General features: G+C 38.9%; 17 protein-coding genes and 3 tRNA genes. 15 read left to right on the top strand and 5 right to left on the bottom strand.

The features are described 5' to 3' along the window. Positions 1-30: 30 nt before the first annotated feature. The 4 genes from ACQ96U_RS12340 (at position 31) to ACQ96U_RS12325 (ending at position 3,482) form a co-directional block, all read left to right on the top strand. Complete coding sequence (locus tag ACQ96U_RS12340; protein ID WP_431721559.1) at positions 31-987, top strand: DMT family transporter; 957 nt, start codon at positions 31-33, stop codon at positions 985-987. A 524-nt stretch (positions 988-1,511) separates the two neighbouring features. Then, the gene (locus tag ACQ96U_RS12335; protein ID WP_431721558.1) at positions 1,512-1,799 is read left to right on the top strand and encodes a TauD/TfdA family dioxygenase; all 288 of its coding nucleotides are present in this window, start codon (positions 1,512-1,514) and stop codon (positions 1,797-1,799) included. Between the two features lie 40 nt (positions 1,800-1,839). Then, a complete protein-coding gene (locus ACQ96U_RS12330; RefSeq protein WP_431721557.1) occupies positions 1,840-2,097 on the top strand; it encodes a TauD/TfdA family dioxygenase in 258 nt (85 codons plus the stop codon). A gap of 578 nt (positions 2,098-2,675) precedes the next feature. Next, positions 2,676-3,482 carry a hypothetical protein gene (locus tag ACQ96U_RS12325; protein ID WP_431721556.1) on the top strand — a complete coding sequence of 269 codons (807 nt, stop codon included), beginning with the start codon at positions 2,676-2,678 and terminating at the stop codon, positions 3,480-3,482. Positions 3,483-3,595: 113 nt separating this feature from the next. Here ACQ96U_RS12325 and ACQ96U_RS12320 read toward each other — a convergent pair whose 3' ends face one another. Together ACQ96U_RS12320 and ACQ96U_RS12315 are read right to left on the bottom strand one after the other, a co-directional pair. After that, the gene (locus tag ACQ96U_RS12320; protein WP_431721555.1) at positions 3,596-5,269 is read right to left on the bottom strand and encodes a hypothetical protein; all 1,674 of its coding nucleotides are present in this window, start codon (positions 5,267-5,269) and stop codon (positions 3,596-3,598) included. A gap of 148 nt (positions 5,270-5,417) precedes the next feature. Beyond that, positions 5,418-6,413, bottom strand: a complete 996-nt coding sequence (locus ACQ96U_RS12315; protein ID WP_431721554.1) for a hypothetical protein — start codon at positions 6,411-6,413, stop codon at positions 5,418-5,420. A gap of 968 nt (positions 6,414-7,381) precedes the next feature. Here ACQ96U_RS12315 and ACQ96U_RS12310 point away from each other — a divergent pair. After that, positions 7,382-8,047 carry a hypothetical protein gene (locus tag ACQ96U_RS12310; RefSeq protein ID WP_431721553.1) on the top strand — a complete coding sequence of 222 codons (666 nt, stop codon included), beginning with the start codon at positions 7,382-7,384 and terminating at the stop codon, positions 8,045-8,047. 127 nt (positions 8,048-8,174) lie between these two features. Next, entirely contained in the window at positions 8,175-8,789 is a 615-nt protein-coding gene (locus ACQ96U_RS12305; RefSeq protein ID WP_431721552.1) for a hypothetical protein, read from the top strand. 67 nt (positions 8,790-8,856) lie between these two features. On the opposite strand, the gene ACQ96U_RS12300 is transcribed toward ACQ96U_RS12305, so the two are convergent. Both ACQ96U_RS12300 and folD read right to left on the bottom strand, forming a co-directional pair. After that, the gene (locus tag ACQ96U_RS12300; RefSeq protein WP_431721551.1) at positions 8,857-9,615 is read right to left on the bottom strand and encodes a substrate-binding periplasmic protein; all 759 of its coding nucleotides are present in this window, start codon (positions 9,613-9,615) and stop codon (positions 8,857-8,859) included. Positions 9,616-10,314: 699 nt separating this feature from the next. Next, entirely contained in the window at positions 10,315-11,178 is an 864-nt protein-coding gene (folD, locus tag ACQ96U_RS12295) for a bifunctional methylenetetrahydrofolate dehydrogenase/methenyltetrahydrofolate cyclohydrolase FolD (RefSeq protein WP_431721550.1), read from the bottom strand. Positions 11,179-11,708: 530 nt separating this feature from the next. Between folD and ACQ96U_RS12290 the strand changes: the two genes are divergently transcribed. From ACQ96U_RS12290 to ACQ96U_RS12250, 9 genes are all read left to right on the top strand, one after another. Then, positions 11,709-11,785 (top strand) — tRNA-Arg (locus ACQ96U_RS12290). A gap of 59 nt (positions 11,786-11,844) precedes the next feature. Beyond that, positions 11,845-11,920 (top strand) — tRNA-His (locus tag ACQ96U_RS12285). Positions 11,921-11,964: 44 nt separating this feature from the next. Then, a tRNA-Leu gene (locus tag ACQ96U_RS12280) sits at positions 11,965-12,049 on the top strand. 151 nt (positions 12,050-12,200) lie between these two features. Then, positions 12,201-13,553 carry a trigger factor gene (gene tig, locus ACQ96U_RS12275; RefSeq protein ID WP_431721549.1) on the top strand — a complete coding sequence of 451 codons (1,353 nt, stop codon included), beginning with the start codon at positions 12,201-12,203 and terminating at the stop codon, positions 13,551-13,553. A gap of 65 nt (positions 13,554-13,618) precedes the next feature. After that, on the top strand, positions 13,619-14,263 hold the full coding sequence (gene clpP, locus ACQ96U_RS12270; protein ID WP_431721548.1) for an ATP-dependent Clp endopeptidase proteolytic subunit ClpP: 645 nt from the start codon (positions 13,619-13,621) through the stop codon (positions 14,261-14,263). Positions 14,264-14,377: 114 nt separating this feature from the next. Beyond that, positions 14,378-15,661, top strand: coding sequence for an ATP-dependent Clp protease ATP-binding subunit ClpX (gene clpX, locus ACQ96U_RS12265; RefSeq protein WP_027708971.1), 1,284 nt, complete (start codon positions 14,378-14,380; stop codon positions 15,659-15,661). Between the two features lie 701 nt (positions 15,662-16,362). After that, positions 16,363-18,804, top strand: coding sequence for an endopeptidase La (gene lon / locus ACQ96U_RS12260; RefSeq protein ID WP_431721547.1), 2,442 nt, complete (start codon positions 16,363-16,365; stop codon positions 18,802-18,804). Positions 18,805-19,073: 269 nt separating this feature from the next. Further along, the gene (gene hupB, locus ACQ96U_RS12255) at positions 19,074-19,346 is read left to right on the top strand and encodes a nucleoid-associated protein HU-beta (protein WP_027708969.1); all 273 of its coding nucleotides are present in this window, start codon (positions 19,074-19,076) and stop codon (positions 19,344-19,346) included. A 212-nt stretch (positions 19,347-19,558) separates the two neighbouring features. Beyond that, positions 19,559-21,448, top strand: coding sequence for a SurA N-terminal domain-containing protein (locus ACQ96U_RS12250; protein WP_431721546.1), 1,890 nt, complete (start codon positions 19,559-19,561; stop codon positions 21,446-21,448). Between the two features lie 126 nt (positions 21,449-21,574). On the opposite strand, the gene ACQ96U_RS12245 is transcribed toward ACQ96U_RS12250, so the two are convergent. Further along, positions 21,575-24,604, bottom strand: a complete 3,030-nt coding sequence (locus ACQ96U_RS12245; protein ID WP_431721545.1) for an ExeM/NucH family extracellular endonuclease — start codon at positions 24,602-24,604, stop codon at positions 21,575-21,577. Positions 24,605-24,985 lie beyond the last annotated feature (381 nt).

The following is a 24,985-nucleotide window of genomic DNA, read 5'->3' as shown; positions in this document are numbered from 1 at the left end:
TGCATTAACCCATGCGAGAAGGACATCATAATGAACTTCGATCGTAAAGATACAAAACTGCTTATGCGTCTTGAACCTTGGTTGTTGTTAATGGTGTTATCCATCATTTGGGGTAGTACATATATTCTCATTAAGCAAGGTTTAACGGCGTTTAGCTCATTGGATGTTGGTTTGTTACGTACTTTTTTTTCAGGATTCTTCTTTATTCCACTGTATTTTTGGTTACGGCCAACATTAAAACAGTTGTCACTTAGTGACTGGAAGTATTTAGCACTTACAGGTTTTTTTGGTAGTGTGTTTCCAACACTATTGTTTGCAGTAGGGCAACAGGTTGTGCCTAGTGCCTTAGTGGGGATGTTAAATACATTACAACCTGTGTTTGTCTTGGTTATTGCATTTTTTGCATATAATCAGCGCTTTTCTAGGAACGAGTTGCTGGGGACTGGCTTAGGTTGTATTGGGGCTGTTATTTTGGTATCAGCAGGCTCTGATTTAGCTAATATTACACATCACCTATTTTATTGTGGTGTTGTGTTACTTGGTATTATCAGCTATGGGATTGCCAGTAACCTGATTCGTTACCGATTAAAGCATATCTCTGCAGTGAGATTGACAGCCATCTCCATCAGTATATGGTCTATACCAGCATTTATAGGGATCGTTTTACGTTATTCTGCAGGTCAACTGCCCACTACAAATCATACGGTTGTTGCTTTATTAGCCATTGCGGTGCTTGCATTATTAGGTACATGTGTTGCGATTTCGCTTTATAGTCGTTTAATTCTAAGATATGGACTGATTTTTGCTGTATCTATAACTTACTTTATTCCTATTGTAGCGACTATGTGGGGAGTATTAGATGGTGAAGCAATTTACTTTTTGCATTTCATTGGTCTAGTTTTGGTACTTGGTGCGTTATACCTCATTAACCATCGTCGGCAAACGAGTGATGAAGTTGTCACTCAAGGAAAAATGAAGGAAGTATGAAGCTTCTTGCTTAAATTGCAGACACAAAAAAACCTGCATCCTGCAGGTTTTTTTGTCACCATCCTAGTGATACTTAGTCCTTTAAGTTGTTCCCTAACCCATTCCATTGGGTCCTATCTTAAAACCTGGCTGGCTTATCCCTGACGCATCCTTACGAAAGAGCTTCCTTGAACCATCCGTTGGTGCCAGCCTGTTGATATATAGTTTGGTCTAACTTGGGTTGGAAGCAAAGTGACGATTGTTGTATGCCTGTGTAGGATATTTGCCATTGTTGTGTAAGTGAACTGAGTTATCGGGATTTCGTTTGTATTTTACTTGTGAACTAAAGGCGGTTTTCTTGGATTAGGTTTAAATCCAATGAAGCAGTCAATCAATATAAATAAAAACTAATTTAGTTGTCATGAGTTTATCGAGCATTTATAAGACGAAATTATGACTTGTTCGTTTTATAAGCAAGATACTGACTGTGAAAGACAAAAGATTAGAATCTTTGCTAGTGACTAGGTAGTAATACTTTAAAATCAATGTATTCTTCATCGACTGACCATTTAGAAGGACAGCAAGAAGAATTTCTCAAGAAAAATAGTCGTTATCAGGTGCAAGCCTATGGTGATGGCTATATGGCATTACATACAGATAGTGCTTATGCAAAGCATTATCCACGAATCATGTCGTTAACGTGTAAAGTACCTGCAACAGTGGGTGGTAGTTCCATTGTTATGAAAAGTGACACTTTGAGTGCATGTTTACAACAGCAGTTTGGCAGCCTAGTAACACAATTAGCAGATCCAAGAGCGTTGACTTATATTTAAAGGTTTTCAGTCAGGTAGAGAGTTGCAAGAATGCTCAGCAATGCTTTGGAATGTCAAAGGTAGCAATAAAACTTGCTATCACACTCGGTTTACTACGCTAGCTCAATATGTGATAGGTAAAAATCGGATAATAGAAGCGATGTATCAAGCAGCCATTGATATTATATCTGATCCTATAAACTTGTGGGCTATCCCCTTAAAAGCGTGGGATATATTGATATTAGATAATGAGCGGGTACTACATGGTAGAACAGGTTTTAAAGGTAGTAGAGAAGTGATTAGGCATTTATATGCTTAGTTTTTATACTCTTGAATTACGTATAAGTGATTATGGTAAAAGTGAATAACATTTTGTTTTTTCAGTGTAAAATATTTCGTGCTATCAAATCACTGCTTTGGTTATAATTGCTTTACGGTATATTTCACATAGAGGACATCTTTAAAAATGCGCTTTTTTTACGACAATTGCGTTAGCGCTGTACTTGGATCCTCATGTATTCCTTATACACTACAGTTGTCGGTACAGAATTTCTTTGCTCTCTCAAAAAAAACACTATTTTTAGAGATGCCCTAAAGGTTTAGTATACTTTATTAACTTTGAAACTAATTAGTAAATATATAGTTTTTGGTAAATTATTTATATTGAACTTTATGCATGAGTAATTATTTTTGTGTTGAAGTTAGCATTAATGTTAATTCCATGTAAAGTGTTAAGTTTTCTAATTGGATAAGGTAAATTCTTGTTGAGAGTTTTAAAGGGAGAATATGAAATAACAAGAACAAGACGGTAATTGGAGTACCAAGCGATAATAGATTGCTCTAATTTACAGCGAATGTCACCGATAAGGATGATAATTGCGACAGGGAGGGTCTTCTATGTTAATGGGTGTTCCTGCTTCACTTCAGCGAAAATATTTATCAGATATTAACCTTCAATGGCGGTTAACACCTAACTTTAATAACATTTGTCCTGAGATTAACTTTGCTTGCAGTGAGCCCTTTCAGGTTCTTTCCGAAAAAGAATTAACTAAATTCATTGATATCATAAACAAAAATCAGTCAAAAGCAGTCCAGTACAGCCGATCGTATACTATTCGTGGTATTCCTGAGATTGACGATATTCTCGGTCTCTCAGATTTAGAAGTGATACTATCTGAAATTGTTGGCACTGAGCTAAAAATGCACCCCATTAAAGTGGAGCACAGTCATATCAATTTGCAGGCTAAAAATGAAGAAAGTGCTGTTGATGACTGGCACTTAGATTACGTTCCCTTCGTATTTGTGATACTTTTGGAAAAAAGTGGTAAAGAAAGTGGCGTTAACAGTGGCCGTTTATGTACAAAAGACTTTGGTGACTTTTCAATGAAGCCTGGTGAGGGTATTTTATTACAAGGAAGTCATGTATTACATAAAGCTGAGATTTGTGAAGGTGGGAGTCGCACCAGTTTGGTTATATCTTTGGTGCCTAGAAATATAAAGCTGTATGATTGTACAATGGTTTACAAGCATAAGCCAACGTATAATGAGCAGTCTATTTTTTACGACTTTATAAGCTACCGGTTGGCTAATATCGTTGAAATGGGTAATAACATACGCTCAAACTGTCACTCTGATGAAAATATTAAGTTTTGGCTATCCAGAATACGTGATGAATGTATGACCATTGAAAACTGTTTAATTTAATCTTATTTATGATAAAGCGATGTAAGGTTTATTAAATAAGGGAGGCAATGTTGGTAGTGTTGTATATCTATTCATGGACTCTGAAGGGTAGATAGATTCTACCCTACGTAGCATTATTGTTCATTTAGAGTGTTAAATAATACTTCGTACTTCTCTCTCAGTGGGGTAATGGGCGTTGTATTCATTCGCTGAATAAGCTTAGATTGGTATTCCTTTGATAACGTGATTTCTGATTTTTTGGATAAATAAGCATCAATTATTTCTCCAGCAACACTGGGATTGTTCTCAATTAATAAATGATCAAAAAGTTTAGTTTGATACTGTTTATCGTTTGCCAGAATTCGTGCTGCAACCATTCTTTCTTCATAATGCTCGCTGTTTATAAAAGGCAGTATGTTTTGGTTAAGCACAGATGTTTTTAAGTTGTTGACGGCGAGTAGGGTAATATAATGGTTATTATTTTCGGTTTTTTGTAGCTGATCATGAAGAAAATCAGTTACATTATTGGTTAAATGTTTCGCATGATCTCCTAAAATACCCACATTAAGTAATGCCGTATCAGCAATCGTTTGATTATCAATACGAGTCATTTGTTGTAGGGTGGTAAGTGCTAAATCTGAGGTAACATCGCCGAGTTTTGCTATAGATGTGATTGCTCGAAGTCTGTTTTTTTCATCAATTGTTTCATTTAAAATGATTGCAGACAGTATATTGTTAGCTTCTGGAACACCTGACTGTTCAAGGGCAAATATTAATGCTGACTTTAGGGTGTCACTGTGTGATGAATTCAGTAGTACTTCTTCCACGAAGGCAAGTCCAGCTTGTTGAGCGGCATATTGTCCGATTGCTGATATAGTGTAGATATCTGGTGTATTAGAAAACGAGGTTAGTGCATCCATTAGTTCAGCATTACTCTCAATTTTGAGCTGTTTATCCTGTGTTGAAGTGATAAGTGCGTGATGCTTATTGGCATCATGAGTATAGAGTGCAGGGGAGTCGTCAAAAGAGTGTGGAAAGTGAATAGAATCAATGGTAATTGACTGGTCAATATTGATAACCTGGCCATTATAGTTGATTTGACGAAATGTTTCGTATTTTAGTGCGCTAGGGTGTAACGATTTCTGCAAGTGCAAATCCCAATGTTCAGACTGAGATAGGACATGGTAAGTATTTGCTTGTGCTGCGTTATATTCGATATGGGTAGTCTCGCGCTGTACTTGAAGATTATTCCGGGTGTATTGAAATGTGTATATGCCATCAGCTAATTGGAGTTGAAGTGGTTTATGTTGGTTGTAGGAAAGTTGGGTTAAAACGGTTTTAATAATCGTTAGTGGGTGGTTCTCTGGTAATTGTAGTAGGTCTATATTGTGGAAGTGACCATCTTGGTAGTTTGCTGTAAACGAGAGAAATTCCGGCAGCTTGTTTGAAGTTTCAGCTATACGGTTAGCGGTTATTTGGTCAATGCGACCTAACAGAAGTGTTGGCTGCTTTGAGTCATTTTTAGCAGCTTTTAAGGCTATGTTGAAACGAATAACAGAACTGTCTTTTTCATTACTGGCATTTGTCATGTTACTGTTTATGGTGACTTGATAGGCCAGTTTTTGCTGTTTAAGCATTATGCTGCTATCAGTTTTTTCATTTGAAGTATTTAGAGAAGATGAGCGTTCAGGCTTAGGCGATGTATTGTTTGTCGTGGTATTCGTCACGCCAAAATAAAGCAGTCCTGCCACCATACCACTTAATAAGGTAGCAACAGAGAAAAAAAGGGTTCGGTGTGTAATACTCATGGAGTGATCTACCCTAATGAGAATAATAACTCGCTTTTACTAATGCTATGGCAAAAGCATATGGCATGACTTCAGGAGTTTAAGCTATAACTGAATAGTTATAAATGAAGGGTATAAATTGGTATACCCTTCATTATAAGTATTACTATTAGAAATAGTGTGATTTTTCGTAGAACGTTTTTTGGGTTTCGTAGATAGGTTTCCAGCTGATCACTTTGGTTGAACGACTAAATATATTCCATACATTAAACAGTTTTACATCACAATAAAGTGAAATATCACCATCACCACCTTTGGCGCTACCTGTCCATTTCAGTTTAGTATAGTATTGATAGGGATTTTCATTCTCTGTTGGTAAAGAGGATGCACCAGGCTTATAAGTGATACCACCTTCAATGTGTCCTTCAGTAGACATATTGATTAGGTTAAGATGACCTTTCACTCCTTTTTCAATACGCTTTACCCCAAGAAAATCAACTGCTGCATAGGCTTTACCGGTGACACTACCAGAGATCCAGGGGCTGGCTGTGGCATATACAATATCGGGTTGTCTTACGCCCTGTTGAAAAATAGGATCGTTGTTTTTTTCGAAGCCACCAATTTTTACGCCTGCACGAAAATTGGCTCCGACATTAAAAGCACCACCGACTTTTGCGCCAACTCTAAAGATGCCTAAACCATCTAAAGGAACCTCTGGTAGCGTGACTTCTGGAGAGGCAATGGTATGACTCCAGTCGTAGTTTAACTCCTTGTGTAATAAGTTATCACAGCTGGGACTAATTGAGATGGGTGTTGAGGCGCCAATTGAATAAGTAAGGTGTAGACCACGAGTACATGCTGCTTGGGTTGGATCAAAGGCAAAGTGAATGTTTCCTGTGACAGAACTCATTTGGGTATTATGAGGGCCAACAGTGACATTGAAGGTTTCTTGAGTATTTCCGATTAACTTGTTTTTGGAAGCGTAAATATAGCCTTTTGCCTTTCGGGTTTGTTTAAAGTTTTTGATTGCTTTATTGGTTTGCGCCGTATGTGCTTTATTCATCACATTACCTGGGCTCAGATTTGCAGTGGCATGTATAGAAAAAGCAGTAATTAAACTGGCACTGGTGTAAATAAAGAGTTTTTTTATTTTAACAGCTTTCATTGTTATCTCTTTGGTAAGCTTTTCGCTAAGTTTGCGAAAACTATTGTTATGAGTAGATGTAGGCACTAATTAAGTTTTAAAAATTTTAAACGCGTTGTAAATTTATGTTTAATAAACAAATATGAGATCTGAGCATTTTAATTGGTTACTAAAATACACATAAATTTTTTGAACTAAGTTTTAGATGCTTGTATATCATACTCACTTTATTTGTGTCGAAAAAAATAAGCAGACAAGTTGAGACAAATCTCATTTTTTATGATGTCTTCGAAATTTTTTCTAAAATTGCTGCTTTATGAGTAAAAAGAACTAGGCAGCATATGGCGATATAAGTATTGCAATAATGCTTAGTGCTGAAAAAGCATATACCCTACAAAAATCATTTTTATACTCTTAGGACGTAAGGAGGGGGCAGGGCAATTGCATAGGATAGGTTCCCAGCACCTGTTTCACAAACCGGTCCAAGCATAGCAAACCCACATTTTGCTATACCTCAATCATGATTAAATACACACCTGTGGTACTTCGATATAGGCTAGTGGTAGACAAAGGCTGGATAACGCCCTCCAAATTGTTATAACCAACGCCACGCTAGCATCTTGATAGCAAAAGCAAAAAACAGCGTCATCCATCACTTGTTTGGTAGTTAACACCGGGTGTGGTGTGAAATCTAGCATCGTTATACCACTCTGTATCTGTTGCAGGTAGGGTAACAATATGTGAGTAGTTTTAACATAATAAATAGAATTTTTTGAAGAATGAAAAATGGTAAAGGTTGTTTTTATATCAAATTTTTTTCTTATTTAGTTAAGCGTTAAAACCGGATATTTAGGGAAGTGTTTTCGAAAATATCAACTGTGTTAATGGCTAAAAAAAATACTTTATTATGTCTAATTTGACTACACTCATTATGGTAAATGAATCGAGTTTTAATAAAATGAATATTCGTTAATTAGCAGGAGGTGATTATGCCTATGAAGCAAATTTTTTATGAAGATGCCCGGCCTTTAATGCAGCCAGGTGATGTGATCGCTTTTGGTGGCAAGGGACATTTTTCAGAAATTATAAAGTTTGCAACCTTTTCCGATATTTCACATGTAGGCGTCATTTTGCAAACCAAAATTACCACTGACGATACCAATAGGTTTTTTAATCAAATTATTGAGTCAACATCGCTTCATGGCTTTAACGGAGTTAATATTTCTCGATTTAGTGACCGTTTAAATACCTATAATGGTGAACTTTGGTGGTTGCCGCTCAATGAAGAACTACGAAAAACACGCTTTAAGCAAAAAGAATTTTATAATTTTTTGTTTAACCAGGCGAAAGCCAGAAAACCTTATGATATGCCACAGGCAATTAAGTCTGCATTAGATGCATTGGATGAACTTCCATTTGGGATGCATGGCCTGGGGTATAATAGAGAGGATTTTAGTAAGTTTTTTTGTTCAGAACTTGTTGCGGCCGCACTTGAAGTAAGCACGTTGGTTGATAGTGTGAATGCCTCTGAAGTTACCCCTATTGATTTGTGTCGCTGGAAAATATATCAAGATACATACTACCAGTTAAAAGGTGATAGCAACAAAAAAATTTCTCGTTTTAATACCGCCAACCCTGCTGATTGGAATACATAATATAGCGCTTCAGTGAATTTCTGTAATGAAATGTGTGTAAAATGTCGTTTTTTGAATAGATCGACTTGCAGCATAAAAACGCTAAATTAAACTCGCCGTTTCATTAATTTTCGAAGGAAAGCAGATTATGAGTCGGTGTTTTAAGCGTGGCTTACCCTGTGTGTTTGTGTTGTTGAGCTTATTGTTTCAAACTGTTTATGCTACTGATAATAATTTTCTTGTTGATCCGGTTCATGCCGTTGGTCAAATAACACCAAACTCAACTGAAGCTGAGTTAATTAAACGCTATGGTACTGAGCATGTAAAACGTTCGGAAATTCCCGTGGGAGAGGGAGAAACAATTAAGGGTACATTACTATTTCCCAAGACTAAAAATGAGCTATTAATTGAATGGAAACATAACTTTTCTCAACCTCTTCGCATCACCATTAATCAGCCGAATACACAATGGAAAACCCACAGTGGAATAACGCTTGGGACAACACTTACTGAAGTTGAAAAGATAAACCGACAGGTGTTTAAACTCACTGGACTGGGGTGGGATTATGAGGGGAGGACCACTTCTTGGGAGTCTGGCAATTTACCGAATCAACTACGGTTAGTATTTGACTATGATGCAGAGAATCTTTCTACGGCTGAATACCGGAAGATTTCAGGAGATGGTGCTTTTAACTCTAATCATGAAGTATTTAGAAAATTAAAAATGACAGTGCGTGCAATGATTATTGAGTGGAATAACTAATTACCAATCCCAGCCTCAAACGTGCATTCAAGCGTAGCTTTGAGGCTGGAGGGCAGAAGTATTTAAGTTAAGGCATACTCAGGGATTTTTCATATTTTTGGGCTAGATTGGTGATAAATCCCTCATTACGCATTTCATTAAGTACTTGATTTAGATGGTCTATGTACTTTTGTGGTGTCTCTTTATGCATTGCTAAATAAAGCTCGGATTTTCTCACTGTATATACGGGTTTAATATTGGTAACACCGGCTTCTTTGGCAAAATAGCTACCAGAATAGCCACCAGATATCCATAAATCTATGAGTCCGGTTGCGAGGCGTTTAGGATTAACACGATCATTGTCAACCTCAGATACAGTAAATCCTTTGGATTTAAGATATTCAGCTCGAACATCACCTTTGTAAGCCCCAATTTTATAAGGCTTTAAATCTTCTTCTGATGCTATGCGATCATTGAAATCCGCTTTGGCAAATAGCATCCAATCATTGCTGATTAGCGGTCCAACCCATTTAAATAATGGTTTACGTGCCTCTGTTAGTGTTGTACCAAAGACTCCACGGAAGGGGCGACGTTGAGCATAAGCATAAGCGTAATTCCACTGACGTAGTTTCATTGAGTAGGGGTAGCCTGCACGTTGAAAAAGTTCTTGAACAACTTCAACAGCCAAGCCACCTATGTTTTCTTCCTTATGTTCGTACGCGTTTTTATGAAGGCTGTAATTGTAAGGTGGGAAGTTTTCGGTAATTAAACGAAACTTTACGTCTTCTGCTAAGCAATAACTGCTAAGAGCCGTCAAAAAGGTACACAAGAATAACCAGTAGCGCATAAACACCTTGCCTATGGTTGGGATATTGTTATTAAATTCAATATGTATAAAGTTTAGTCAAAGTTCGTGTGGCTGCTCAATGAATAAGCGATTGCTGCTTATATAAATTAGCCTAACGAACTAATATACCTTTGTTGAGTATTTTTTAGGATTTGACTTTCTTTCCTTGTCCTACTTGTTCCAGCTTACTTTTAGTTAACAGTTTAAATAAATACACAAACTGTCAGTATCAAGCAGCTCCTAAAAGATAATTCACTTGAGGTATATCATATGAATGATTGTTTAACGAGCACTTATAGGATGAGCCAGGCAACAATTGTTATGTTTTGTACATGTGTTATGTTTTGTGCATGGCCTTTTATATTAAGCACTTGTTAAGTCATTCACTTTATAAGTTTTTATTGAGTCATTATTTTCGGCCGATTATAAACAGTTCGACTGTAAAGACAAGCTAGGTCTTAAACCATAAGGTTATGTAAGTGAGTTATTTGATTTCTTTTAATAATGTGAATAAGGGAGGAGAGGGAGAGTGCTTGTAACAAGGGGCTTAAATTAAACTGGGTGATGATGACTCATTGATAAATGGCTGTAAGCTGATATAGCGATGATAAAGTGATGTAATAAATGAAGTGGGTTGTGGGTTGGAAAAGAATCCCTACATGTAGCTGGTGTTGTTGAAGGGATTCCTTTGTACATCAGTTAATTATGTAAACCATGAAGCTCAGTAGCTGCGTAGAAAGTATTTTCAATTAACGTTGCAACGGTCATTTGTCCTACACCACCAGGAACTGGGGTTATCCAACTGGCGCGTTGTTGAGCTTCATCAAACTCTACATCTCCGACAAGTTTACCGCTTGGCAGTCGGTTAATACCGACATCAATGACTATGGCTCCAGGTTTGATCCACTCGCCTTTAACTAAGCCAGGTTTACCTGCTCCAACCACAACAATATCTGCGGCAGCAACCTCCGCAGCAAGGTCTTGGGTAAATCGGTGGCAAGTTGTGACTGTTGCCCCAGCGAGTAATAGTTCTAGAGACATAGGTCTACCCACTATATTAGAGGCTCCAACAATAGTTGCCTTACTACCTCGTACTTTGGCATTGATCGTTTCTAAGAGCGTCATAATCCCTTTAGGCGTACAAGGCCTCAGGACTGGCATACGAAGAGCTAAACGTCCCATATTATATGGGTGAAAGCCATCAACATCTTTAGATGGGTCTATACGTTCAATGACTAATTCTTGATTGATATGTACAGGTAAAGGAAGTTGGACAAGGATGCCATCAACGGTGACATCATTATTTAGTTGATCAATGAGAGCAAGTAATGACTGCTCTGACGTTTCTGGGGGAAGATCAAATGCTTTAGAAACAATACCTGCTTTTTCGCAAGCTCTACGCTTATTGTTTACATATACTTGTGAGGCTGGGTCTTCCCCAACAAGGATGACTGCCAAGCCTGGAGGACGTTGACCGGCTGCAGTAAGATTTGCTACTTGCTGACCGATGCGCTCAATCAATTGGGTGGCAATTGCTCTGCCATCGATGATATTTCCGCTCATGGTGCTTATTAAGGTGCCTTGTAAATTAGGAGTCAGTTGGAGCTCATTGGGGCGTGCATTGTCGCATGCAGGCTGGGGTATTAGCAATTGGCATCATTACTTAAAGAGGGAGGTCTAATAAAGAAAGGAGTTATTGATAACCTGTGTACATCTATGACTGATGAAAAAGGCCTGTAATCAATGAGGTGATATTTTAGTGTACGGCACCTGTTTTGGTTAATAAGTAAACATTAGGCTAACTGGTTGATAAAAAAGTGCTTTAAAGCGTTGACGGCAGTTGGGTCAGCAAGTATTATGCGCACCACTTGCTGAGCAGCACAGCTTCAAGCAATCTGAGTTCTAGCAACTTAGCTGATTAAGTATTAGGTTAAACATTAATACATCAGTTGTGTGATGTGATGATGCTAGAGATTAAAGGTCTTGTCTAGTTAGATTAGTTATACTGGTGAGAGCTTAATCATAGGTATTTATTAGCACAAAAGAGTCGCAGAAATAAGAGCTTGAATTTTTTGAAAGGTGCTGTAAGATGAGCGCCCGTAGCTCAGCTGGATAGAGCATCCGCCTTCTAAGCGGATGGTCGCAGGTTCGAGTCCTGCCGGGCGCGCCAGTCCCTGGTTAAATGAAGAAGGGCCTGGTTGAGCTAGAATTGAAGTTACGGTTTTTATGGTGGGCGTAGCTCAGTTGGTAGAGCGCAGGATTGTGACTCCTGTGGTCGTGGGTTCAAGTCCCATCGTCCACCCCAGTTTTGATAGTTGATCGAATGGTGAGCTATTAGTTTAAGTTAAAGCGGAAGTGGTGAAATTGGTAGACACGCTGGATTTAGGTTCCAGTGCCGAAAGGTGTGAGAGTTCGAGTCTCTCCTTCCGCACCAAGATCAAAAAAATGGGGATAAGGTGACTTATCCCCATTTTTGTATTGTCGGCAGAAAAAGTTAGGGGTTCGTGAGACTATCGCGTTGATAGTCTGATAACATTTTGCTTTGATTAGGCCCTTCGAAGAATTTGTTTTAACGAGGAACAACGATGCAAGTCTCACTCGAAGCGACTTCTGGTCTGGAGCGTCGCCTGACCATTACGGTACCCGCGGAGCAAGTGGAAGCAAAAGTCACTGAGCGTTTAAAAGATACCGCAAAGAAAATACGTCTTGATGGCTTCCGTCCTGGTAAGGTACCACTAAGTGTGGTTAAGCGTCGTTTCGGCAAGTCTACACGCCAGGAAGTTGTAGGTGATGTAATGCAGTCTTCTTTTATAGAAGCAATTCAAAAGGAATCATTACGTCCTGCAGGTATGCCCTCAGTTGAACCTGTCAAAATGGAGCCGGGTGAAGACTTTGAGTTTATTGCGACTTTTGAGGTTTATCCTGAGCTCGCTCTGAAAGGTTATGAAGGCATTATCATTGAAAAGCCCAGTGCAGAAGTCACTGATGCTGATGTTGAGCAAATGCTGGAAACACTTCGTACTCAAAACCGTGAGTGGCAGACAGTAGAACGTGAAGCCAAAGATAGCGATCAAGTAACAATTGACTTTGTTGGTCGCAAAGACGGTGAAGAGTTTGAAGGTGGAAAAGCTGAAGACTTCAAACTAGAGCTAGGCTCTGGTCAAATGATTGAAGGTTTTGAGTCAAATTTGGTTGGTAGCAAAGCTGGTGAAGAAAAAGTGATTAATGTTACTTTTCCAGAAGACTACCAGTCTGAGTCATTGGCAGGTCAACCAGCAGAATTCACAATTCAGGTTAAAGACGTGGCAGAGTCCGTATTACCAGAATTGAATGATGAATTTTTTGCTAAGTTTGGTGTTTCTGAAGGTGGACTTGATGCTTTTAAAGCAGAAGTTCGCAAAAACATGGAACGCGAGCTGCAGCATGCGATCAAAAACAAGGTTAAAAACCAAGTAATGGATGGTTTGCTGGCTGAGAACGAAGTTGACGTACCTAAGGCGTTATTGGATGATGAAATTAATCGGATGCGTCAGCAGGCTGCACAACAGATATTCGGTGGCGAAAACCAAATAGATCCTGCTAAACTGCCAGCAGAGCTATTTAAAGATCGTGCACTTAAGCGGGTAAAACTAGGCTTGGTGGTTGCTGAAGTAGTTAAACATCATGACATTAAAGTTGATGATGACCGTGTAAAATCTCTAGTTGAAGATATTGCTTCAGCTTATGAGCAACCTGAACAGGTAGTTAGCTGGTATTTTAGTAATGAACGCCAGATGGCTGAAGTACGTTCAATTGTACTTGAAGATCAGGTGGTTGATACTGTCCTGGGAGCAGCGCAGGTAACTGTGAAAGAATGCAGTTATGAAGAAGCTATTAAGCCTGCTCAGGAAAGTAAAACTGAGGAAGAACAACAAGCTGAGACCGACGTAGCCAGTTGATCTCTATAAGCAGCCGGTTTTTCCGGCTGTTTGGTCACTGTGTCCACAAGGGGGATAGCAAGGACATGTCCAACTCTTTCATTTATGATGGTCATTCCGAGAAAGTGATTACAAATAGCTCTTTGGTTCCCATCGTTGTTGAGCAGACTGCGCGTGGCGAACGTTCATATGATATCTATTCAAGGCTGCTCAAAGAGCGTGTCATATTCCTTGTGGGGCAGGTTGAAGACCACATGGCTAATTTGATCGTTGCGCAGCTATTGTTTTTGGAATCGGAGAACCCAGATAAAGATATTCATCTTTATATAAATTCACCTGGTGGTTCAGTAACGGCAGGTATGTCAATTTATGACACCATGCAGTTTATTAAACCTGATGTTAGTACAATGTGTATAGGGCAGGCCGCGAGTATGGGTGCTCTTTTGTTGACTGCAGGTGCACCAGGTAAGCGTTACTGTCTGCCACATTCAAGAGTTATGATTCACCAACCGTTAGGTGGATTCCAAGGGCAAGCTTCAGATATTGAAATTCATGCGCGGGAAATTTTACAGATTCGTGAGCGCTTGAATAAAGTCTTATCCCATCATACTGGACAGCCCCTTGAAGTAGTTTCGAAGGATACAGATCGTGACTACTTTATGAGTGCTGAAGAAGCAGTTAATTATGGCTTAGTCGATAAAGTCATCGCTAAGCGGGCTGCGGCAGAATAATCTAAGCTAAAGTAAGGGGAGTGTGATCACTCTTCTTCTTGCCATCTACTTGAAAAACAATGTAGCAGGCTACATTTAGCAAAGTAGACTCGTTGTCTCAGTAGGGTAAATCGAATGACTGACGAAAAAAACGGCAAAGGCGAAGATGGCGGAAAGTTGCTTTATTGCTCTTTCTGTGGGAAAAGTCAGCATGAGGTGCGTAAACTAATTGCAGGCCCCTCTGTCTTCATTTGTGATGAATGTGTCGATTTGTGTAATGACATCATCCGTGAAGAGGTTCAAGAAAATAGCCCTGACAGTACCTCAGACAAATTGCCTACCCCAAAAGAGATCAACGCCATTCTCGATGAGTATGTCATTGGTCAGTATCGTGCCAAAAAAGTTTTATCTGTAGCGGTTTATAACCATTATAAGCGGTTGCAGAAGGGTAACAAGAAAGATGATGTAGAGCTGGGTAAGAGCAATATCCTGTTAATTGGTCCTACAGGTAGTGGTAAAACCCTGCTGGCTGAAACATTGGCAAGGCTATTGAATGTGCCGTTTACAATTGCTGATGCCACAACGCTCACAGAGGCAGGCTATGTCGGTGAGGATGTTGAAAACATCATTCAGAAATTATTACAAAAGTGTGATTATGATGTAGAAAAAGCTCAAATGGGCATAGTCTACATCGATGAAATTGACAAGATTTCCCGTAAGTCTGATAACCCATCAATTACCCGAGATGTTTCGGGAGAGGGTGTACAACAAGCGCTGTTAAAACTTATTGAAGGTACAGTTGCTTCAGTTCCTCCTCAAGGTGGTCGAAAACACCCGCAGCAGGAATTTTTGCAGGTTGATACTGGAAACATTCTTTTTATTTGTGGTGGTGCATTTGCAGGCTTAGAAAAAGTTATTCGCGATCGCTCCGAGAAGGGGGGAATTGGCTTCTCCGCTGAAGTGAAGAGTAAAGATTTGTCGAAGAAGGTTGGCGAAACACTTAAAGATGTTGAGCCTGAAGATTTGGTCCGTTATGGTTTGATACCAGAGTTTGTGGGTCGCTTACCTGTAATTGCCACTTTAGATGAGTTAGATGAAGAGGCGTTAGTCAGCATTTTAACTGATCCTAAGAATGCGCTGACCAAACAGTACAGTAAGCTGTTTGAAATGGAAGATGTTGAGATTGACTTCCGTGAAGATGCTTTGCGTGCCATTGCCAAGAAAGCTATGGAGCGTAAAACAGGTGCTCGAGGCTTACGCTCAATTCTGGAAAATGTACTTCTTGACAGTATGTACGAGATTCCGTCTATTGCGAATGTATCAAAGGTTGTCATTGATGACTCTGTAATCAAAGGTGATTCTGAGCCTTTGCTGATTTATGAAAATAATAATGAACAAAAAGCATTGCCTGAAGACTAATAGGCTTGTTTTTGTATAAAAAATATACAAATAAAGTGACCATTTATGAGAAAGCTGTTATTTATTTGTAATTTATCGTAAATAACGAAAATATATATTTTAAAAGGGGCTATATGCTCCTTTTTTTATATCCAGAATAATGGCTTCACTGAATCTGTAAAATTATCAACTTATCATTTAATTAAAAGAAAAAAGGTTTAATGAGTCGTCAATAGATGTGGTGTTCATTCAGAGAAAAGCAGGCTAACGACGATAAACTTGAGCTTTCGTATTGCTTGAACAGTTGTCTAAGATTGAATAGAAATAACCTTGTACTGTTAATGGGCTTATTAAAAGGATTTTATGAAAGGCAGCTTCTTACGATCTTTTATGTTATCTAAATCTTCAGATTGAACATTAACCTGTCATAGAGGCATTGGGGTGTTTGTTAAATTGAGAAGAATATTGTCTCTAGTCAATATCAAGTTAATGTGTATATGTTGCTAAGTACTTGACATTGAATACTTTTTATTTTGTTAATCGATGGGCTTGTCAATTATTAATTGCGTTGAGTTCTTTTCATAAAAAAAATAATCAACAAGATTTCGCTTGTAATTTGCAGCAATTAGCCCCATCTTAAAACGATAATCAAGTTTTTGAGTCAAAGTTAGGATGTTAAATGTACGACCTGACGCCACATAGAAGTTTTGAGGGGGCCATAAATGGATAATCCTACAATCTCCAACCACATGGAGGGTATAGCATTACCTCTGTTACCCTTACGTGATGTGGTCGTTTACCCACATATGGTTATCCCTTTATTTGTGGGCCGAGAAAAGTCGATAAAGGCGCTGGAAGCCGCTATGGCTGCCGATAAGCAGATAATGCTTATTGCTCAAAAGAATGCATCTGATGACGAGCCAACACGTGATGATATTTTCCCCATTGGAACCGTTGCCACAATTTTGCAGTTGCTAAAATTACCTGATGGCACCGTTAAACTACTGGTTGAAGGTGGATATCGAGCACATATTGAAGCCTTTAATGACGATGAAGGTTACTTTAAAGTAACAGCTACTGCATTGCCTGTACTTGCCATGGATGATAGAGAAGGAGATGTACTCACACGCTCCCTGTTGTCTCAGTTTGAGCAGTATGTTCAGCTAAGCCGCAAAGTGCCAAGCGAAGTTTTAACGTCATTGTCAACTATTGATGAGCCTGGGCGATTGAGTGATACCGTTGCGGCGCATATGAGCTTGAAGATTGCTGATAAGCAGCAAATTCTTGAAATTGCTGATGTACGTGAGCGAATTGAACAGTTAATGACCCTGATAGAGTCTGAAATAGACTTAATGCAGGTGGAAAAGCGAATTCGTGGTCGTGTCAAAAAGCAGATGGAGAAGTCCCAGCGAGAGTATTATTTGAATGAGCAAATGAAAGCTATTCAAAAAGAGCTGGGTGATATGGATGAGGCACCTAATGAAATCGAGGAGTTGCAGCAACGAATTGATGATGCGGGCATGCCGAAGGAAGCTCAAGATAAAGTTCAAGCTGAACTAAATAAGCTTAAGCTGATGTCACCCATGTCAGCTGAAGCTACTGTGGTTCGTAGCTATGTTGATTGGATGATTAATCTGCCGTGGAAAAAACGAAGTAAAATACGACATGATTTGGTTAAGGCAGAAGAAATTTTAGAGCATGATCACTATGGGCTTGAAGAAGTTAAAGAGCGTATATTGGAATATCTGGCTGTTCAGCAGCGTGTTCGCAAATTAAAAGGCCCTGTACTCTGTCTTGTTGGTCCTCCTGGGGTTGGTAAAACATCACTAGGGGAATCTTTAGCAAGAGCAACTAATCGTAAATTTGTGCGAATGGCGTTGGGTGGTGTCAGAGATGAAGCTGAAATTCGTGGGCATCGACGGACTTATATCGGCTCAATGCCTGGTAAATTACTACAAAAAATGTGTAAAGTGGGTGTAAAAAATCCACTCTTTTTATTAGATGAAATTGATAAAATGGGTGCAGATATGAGAGGCGATCCATCTTCTGCACTTCTTGAAGTACTTGATCCGGAACAAAATAACACCTTTAATGATCATTATCTTGAGGTTGATTATGATTTATCGGATGTTATGTTTGTTTGTACTTCAAACTCAATGAATATTCCCGGACCTTTACTGGATAGAATGGAGGTTATTCGAATTCCAGGTTATACCGAAGATGAAAAAGTTAATATATCTACTCGTTACCTAGTACCTAAACAAATTAAATTGAATGGGTTAAAAGCGGACGAAATTGAGTTAAAAGAACAAACAATTCGTGATTTAATTCGATATTATACTCGAGAATCTGGTGTGCGTGGGCTTGAAAGGCAAATTGCAAAAATATGTCGTAAAGTTGTAAAAGCACATGCGTTACAAAAAGGTAAGCAGCAGCCCTTTACTAAGGTTGTGGTCGCGCCTGAAAATTTAGAACAATATTCTGGTGTACGCCAGTATAAGTATGGTATTGCGGAAGAGCAGGATCAGGTTGGTCAAGTTACAGGGCTTGCTTGGACTCAGGTGGGTGGCGAACTGCTCACTATTGAGGCGGTAGCCGTTCCAGGAAAAGGACATCATGTGAAGACTGGCTCACTGGGTGATGTGATGCAGGAATCTATTCAAGCTGCATTGACAGTCGTGAGAAGCCGTGCGAAAGTGCTGGGCGTACCGAAAAACTTCCATGAAAAGAACGATATTCATATCCACGTTCCTGAAGGTGCTACACCAAAAGATGGCCCTAGTGCTGGTATTGCAATGTGTACGGCACTGGTGTCGGTATTAACAGGAATCCCTGTTCGTGCAGATGTCGCAATGACAGGGGAGATAACCCTCCGAGGACAAGTGTTGCCTATTGGTGGGTTAAAAGAAAAATTGTTAGCTGCTCATCGAGGGGGGATCAAAACGGTTATCATTCCTGATGAAAATGAGCGCGACTTGAAAGAAATTCCTGATAATATTAAACAAGACCTTGATATCAGGCCGGTAAAATGGATTGATCAAGTTTTAGAGGTTGCACTACAGTATATGCCTGATCCTTTACCAGAAGAACCCGTGCAAAATGATATTGTTGCCGGAGACGATGTTAAAGAAAGTGAGGTAGGCGAGCGATTAAATACGCACTAGGCTTGATGCTTTCTTGACAGTGAGCAAAACGAGTTGGTATAAATCCCAACTCGCTTTGGTATCACAAGGTCAGGCGGATACCGGCTGTTTCATATACCACACCAGGCGAGTGTTAAAAAGCTATGACATTGCGTTATGGGGGGATTTTTGCAAGCAGCGTGTTTTTTTAATTTGACTGTTTTTAAATTGTGTGCGTAATTAATATACGCATGTCTTATTATCTGCTTACCTTGAGCGTTTACTGAAGATCTCAATAGAAGGGGAATAGAGTGAATAAATCAGAATTAATAGATGCCATCGCAGCTTCTGCTGATATTTCTAAAGCGGCTGCCGGACGTGCTCTTGACGCCATGATCGGTTCTGTAACCAAAGCGTTGAAAGATGGTGATCAGGTGGTTTTGGTTGGTTTTGGTACTTTTTCTGTTAAAGAGCGTGCTGCACGTACCGGGCGTAATCCTCAAACAGGTGAACCCATTCAGATTGCAGCGGCTAAAGTGCCAAGCTTTAAAGCGGGTAAAGCACTGAAGGATGCTGTAAACTAAGGCGCCTTCCCGAAGGTCAGCATGTTAAGCTGGCCTTGGCAAGTCAATACTTGAGATAGTGCTCGTTCATGCGGCATGCTGACTTGCTTGGTTGTACAACAAGTGAGTTTGTTACCGTGCGTACCGCTACAAGTCAATCAAGGCGCATCAATGATGCGCTTTTTTTTTGTTAATGTTTTATTTGCAAGATAAGCGATGCTGCTGAGGTTATTATGCTGCAAACGATGAGGGATAATGCGCAGAGTTGGGTCGTTAAGGTAATTGTATTTCTTATCATTTTTGTATTTGCAATTTTTGGATTGGAATCATTACGACTAGTGACGACCAATACCGCTGTGGCTACTGTCAATGATGATGATATTTCTCAGGGAGAGTTAGCCAGGGCAGTTAATATTCGAATAAATCAAATGGCTCAAAATGAAAAATTTGATCCTACAAAAGTAGATGAAAAGAAAATAAAAAATACTGTTCTTGACCAGTTAATTGATCGTTCTCTACTGACTCAGACAGCCAAAAACTATGGTTTATTCTTTCCTGAACAAGCTATAGACCAGGAAATAATTTCTCAGGATGTTTTCAAAGAAGACGGAAAATATAGTCCTACACGTTTTGAACAGATTATAAGACAAGCAGGTTTTACACCTCGGCAATATAAAGATGCCATGATTGAGGATATGTTGACCACACAGCTACAGTTAGGGTTAGCAGGTAGCGAATTTTTAACCTCCGCAGAAGTTAAGAGTTTACAACAGCTTGAACAACAAACGCGCAGTTTTCGCATGTTGACGCTGCCAATTGCAGAGATAAAAAATACAGTTGAAGTGACAGAGGATGAAGTCGAATCCTATTATCAGCAACATGAAAAAGAATTTATGTCTGCAGAGTCAGTCAAAGTTAATTATCTGACTCTAGAAAAAGTTGATTTGCTTGATGCTGTGGAAGTAGATGAAGATGATGTTAAAGCACGATACAACCAGTTTGTTGAAGCGTTTAAAAAGAGTGAACCTCCACGTCCCAAAGCAGCACACATATTATTAGAAATAAAAGATGATCGTGATGCTGAAGCAACGAAGGCATTGGCTGCAGAAATTGAGCAAAAGCTGAAAAAGGGTGAAAGCTTTGCTGAGTTGGCTAAACAGTATTCTGATGATCAGGTTTCAGCAGAAAAAGGTGGGGAACTGGGTTTTGTTGAAGAAGGAATATTTGGCGAAGCGTTTGATAAAACGTTAGCAGAATTAAAAGCGGGTGAAGTTTCAAAACCATTAAAAACCAGCTATGGCATACAACTCATAAAACTCGTTGAAATGATGCAACCAGATGTACCAAGCTTCGCAGAAAAGCAGGAAGAATTAACAAATGCACTAAAAGAAACACAAGCTGAGCCATTGTTCGTGGAAAAAAGGCAGCAGCTTGAAGATTTAAGTTATCAGGCTGCAGATTTGCAAGAACCAGCAGAAAAACTGAAGCTTAAAATTAAGACATCAGACTTCTTTTCAAAAGACAATGGTAAAGGTGTTTTTGCTAATGCTCAGATAGTTAAGCAAGCATTTTCACCAGAAGTTCTGACGGATAAAATGAACAGTGCAGTGATTGATTTATCAAAAGATAAAGTCATGGTTTTACATGTGCTTGAGCATAAACCTGCTAAGTTACAACCGTTAGAAGATGTTAAAAAAGAGTTAATGGTTAAACTAAAAGATCAAAAGGCGGTTAAACAGTTAGAGGAGCATTCTGCTTCTTTGATTGCTGAGCTTCGTGAAGGTAAGCAGAAAGCGGATGAAATTGCACAGGAAGGGCAAACGTGGAAAGCTTATACTGACGCTAAGCGTATGATGACTGAAGCGCCTCGAGAAGTGGTACAACAAGTGTTTAAACTGCCACATCCTCAAGATGACCATCCACAATATGGTGTAGCAACGTTAGCCAGTGGCGATCAGGCTATCATTGAGTTAACGAATGTCACAACACCTGAAACTATTGAGGGTGAAGAACAACAGCAAGCATTTATGAAACGTTTTATGGCAATGCAGCGCCAACAAATAGTGCGTCAGCAGCTGCAACAAAATTTGCGTGAATCTGCAGACATTAACAAAAATCTGTAATCAATTTTTTAACCTGTAACTAAGCCTTAAACAAGTGTAAAAAAATGATGACTGACTTATTGTAAAAATGTTTAGACACCCATAAAAAAACCGCCAGCTGGCGGTTTTTTTATGGGTAAAGTTTTTTTAGTGTGAAACAAAAAATGAAAAATTAAAGTTAATACGTCGTTGACTTGAAAACCATGTGATTTTTTGGAGAAGTTTGAACGTTGTATTATTAACTTTTCTTTGGTTAACCTGATCACTGGCTAAAATGTTTTTTGCATGTTGAATAAATTTATCCATTTGTTGGGTGGCTACTTTAGGGTAGTACCATAAGTGGTAAGTGTCATTATTTGCTTGTTGCAATAAGTTTTCAGCTATCTGAACGACAGAAGATAATCCCGCTTTGTTAACGGCCGTCATCGGATGCTGTAAATCAGATATTGCCTGTTGTAAACGACTAATTGCATGCTGTATATATTGCTCTGAAGCTATAGGGTTATTTTGTACCTCTAATGCAAAAAAGAGTGCTTGCATCAACTTCATTTGTGTATGAATAGGGTAAACCCCTAATGGTGCATGAACTACTTTTCTATAATGAGTCCATGCACTTGAAATAAGTTGATTCAAGGTTTCTTTAGTTGTTTTTTTTTCAGTAAAAGTGATGCTTAGTAACAATGGGTCGTGATCTGATGCGCTAAAGTGATCTTCACTTTTTGGCAATTGACCAGAATATTTTTTACTATATTCAAATAAACTATTTTCTAATGAGTTTATATGCCAGTGCGTAATGTCTTTTACTTTTTCGGCTAGTGTGGTTGATGCTAAGGCGTGATCTAAACTACCTAGTTCACCATCAAATGAATAACTGAAAGTTTTTAGACCATGGTGTTTGCGTGTCAGATCCACAAAGCCAAAACCATTAGGAACAGTTGTAAAAGGACGCCAAGGATGACCGTTAAGAGTCGTATGCTCTGCAGTTTTGATGAGGCGTTGCTCTTTGCCGGTATAGTCAGTGAGAACCCGAATAGGATCTTCTTGGGCATAAGCATTGAAGTCACCAATTAACAGAATATTGTTACCGTACTGTTTTGGTTTTGACTGTAAATATTGGGCCAATTGAACAGCAGCAGAAACTCGGAATTCATTACAGCTACCTTGTAAATCATCAACATAGCCAGGAGCAGGCTTTCCTTTAACCTTGTTTTTGCCATCCAACGCTACTTTACCGTCAACGGCATAGTCCTGGTAATCCTCAAAGCACATTGAGCCTTTTGATTTGAGGTGGTTTACCGCTATGGTGAGTGTTTCACCACTGGTTAAGTGTTTGAATGATTGAACTAGGGTTTCACGTTGCTGTTTAGTGATTGTTTTTTGTTTATCATCTGTGGTGGTTAATGTGAAATGCTGCTCAGGCATTGGAATAATTGATGGCTGGCCTTTTAAAGCAACTTTGCTCGGCCGGAAAAGAAGTCCAACGGTTATAGCATCGCTACCAATAAACTCACTATTAGGTGTTGACACAAACTGATAATAATTGTCTTTATCTGTTTGCTGTTTATTCAAGGCAGTGGCGAGATCATAGATAGCGCTATTGTCGCTAAAACCATTGTTTTCAATTTCCATTAAACCAATAATATCTGCATCCATTCGAGTTATAGCATTTACAATTTTGGTACGTTGTAAATAAAAATCATCAAGTTTGGTTGCGCCGCGATTGGAATTATTGGCGGCATTATCCGCTGCGCCAGGAACCACTCGGTTAAAATAATTTAACACGTTGAAGCTGGCAACTTTCAGATTGCCTTCCTGCGTTAATTGAGGTGTGTCAGTACGAGGGTAGTTTTGATGATCAAAGTCACTACCACTCAATGTTACTGTAGGTATTACGCCATAACGTCCATAACTGTATTGAATGACACCCGTTATATTTTGTAGTGTATCGCCAATCCTAATATAATTTTGGAAAGGTCCAAAATCAGGGAAATAACTAATAACACCATTAGTTTGTTTGCTCACATCTGTTTCAATCGTGATGCTTTGTTGCTTATTTGAGTTAGCTAAGGTTTGCGCTTCTTTAGAAAGAGTAGGATATACTTGTGTTGGTTTAAAGAGAGGATGATCTTTACTCAACACCATTTCACTTCGAAAAGATGTGTAGTTAAAGCTAAAATTTTTGGTTACTTTGAGGGCTGCGTTACCACTCCAGTTAACCAGCATACCTTCATAAGGTTCAAGAGCTTGTAAGGGTGTGTCAGCGGATACGTGCAGGGGTTGAATGACTTCTTGTTGTAAGCCACACTTGCTGTATGCAACTAAATCAAGTTGAGTTTGGTTGTAATATTCTTTTACTTTACCTTTAACTCTGACTTTTTCACCCACGGTTAGCCCTGGCGCTTGTCCGTAAACAAAAATCCCTTCAGATGTGGTTGGGTTGCCATCACTATCCCATGACTCTTCTTGAATGAAAAAGCCTTTAAAACGATTGGGAGTTGTTTGTGTCACTATACCTTCGACAATGACTTCTGGACCTTCATATTGACCATCTGGTACAAGTGGACTTTTGTTTCCTGAACCTTGTATTTCACTGATTAAACGCGGTGTACCTGTAGTGCAGGATATTTGTGGTGTTGGCTGTGTGTCTGCATTGTGATTACCAAGTGAGGTCGCCATCTCTTGTGCGGAGCGAGCAGAGATAATTTGCCAGTCTGAGCTATTATAAGTAGCACTTGCCTGTTGCGTTAAACGAATGAGTTGTTGATCTTTTCCAAATGATTGTCCACCAAATTCACCCACCAGATCGATTCGGCTATCTTGGTAATAAAGTGCAATGGGGTCATCACCATTAAAATTCAGAATATTATGTTTTTTTACTACATTTGCTTTATCTGTCAGTGCTTTTTCCGCTTGTTGATGTACTAATACAAACGTCTTACCTGGGGCAAGTTGTCCCGTAAGAGGATAATCGTGGCTACTGGATGGTTTGCCATTAATATATTTCTTTAATGTGAATTGGGATAAGTCTAGTGTTTCCTTTCCTCCATTAAATAATTCTATTGCTTTATTAAAACCTTTACCTTCAATATATTCTGAAATAAATAAGGAAGGTGTTGCTGCAGCTGTATGAGTTGCTAAGGCGAGAGCTGTTAGTGAAAAAACTGTTTTATAGCACATAACACTACTCTTTATGTTGTAAAAAATTATAATTAGATTGTTAAAAAATGATTGGAGCAAATAAATATGTTTTATTTTTAGGAGATTTACATATTCTGGTCCTCTTATTTAAAAGTCGTTAATAAATTAATATGAATGTGCCACAGTCAATATGATAATGGTCTCTTGATACATAAAAGATTGGTATTAATTATTGCGATGATTGAAATCAAATATTGATGTGCTGGCAAAGTGTCAATTATTGTAATGGTTTTATGCATGATGATGCATATAATTACGCTGTAAAGTAGGTTGAAGCGAGCACAGAAAAAGCTAAAAATAATATTTACACTATCGTGAGTAGAAGACTTGATTAGTGATGATTTACTACTCGCATTGTAC

The organism is Zooshikella sp. RANM57 (assembly GCF_050749885.1).
Taxonomy (GTDB): domain Bacteria; phylum Pseudomonadota; class Gammaproteobacteria; order Pseudomonadales; family Zooshikellaceae; genus Zooshikella.
This window is presented reverse-complemented; position numbering and strand designations above follow the sequence as displayed.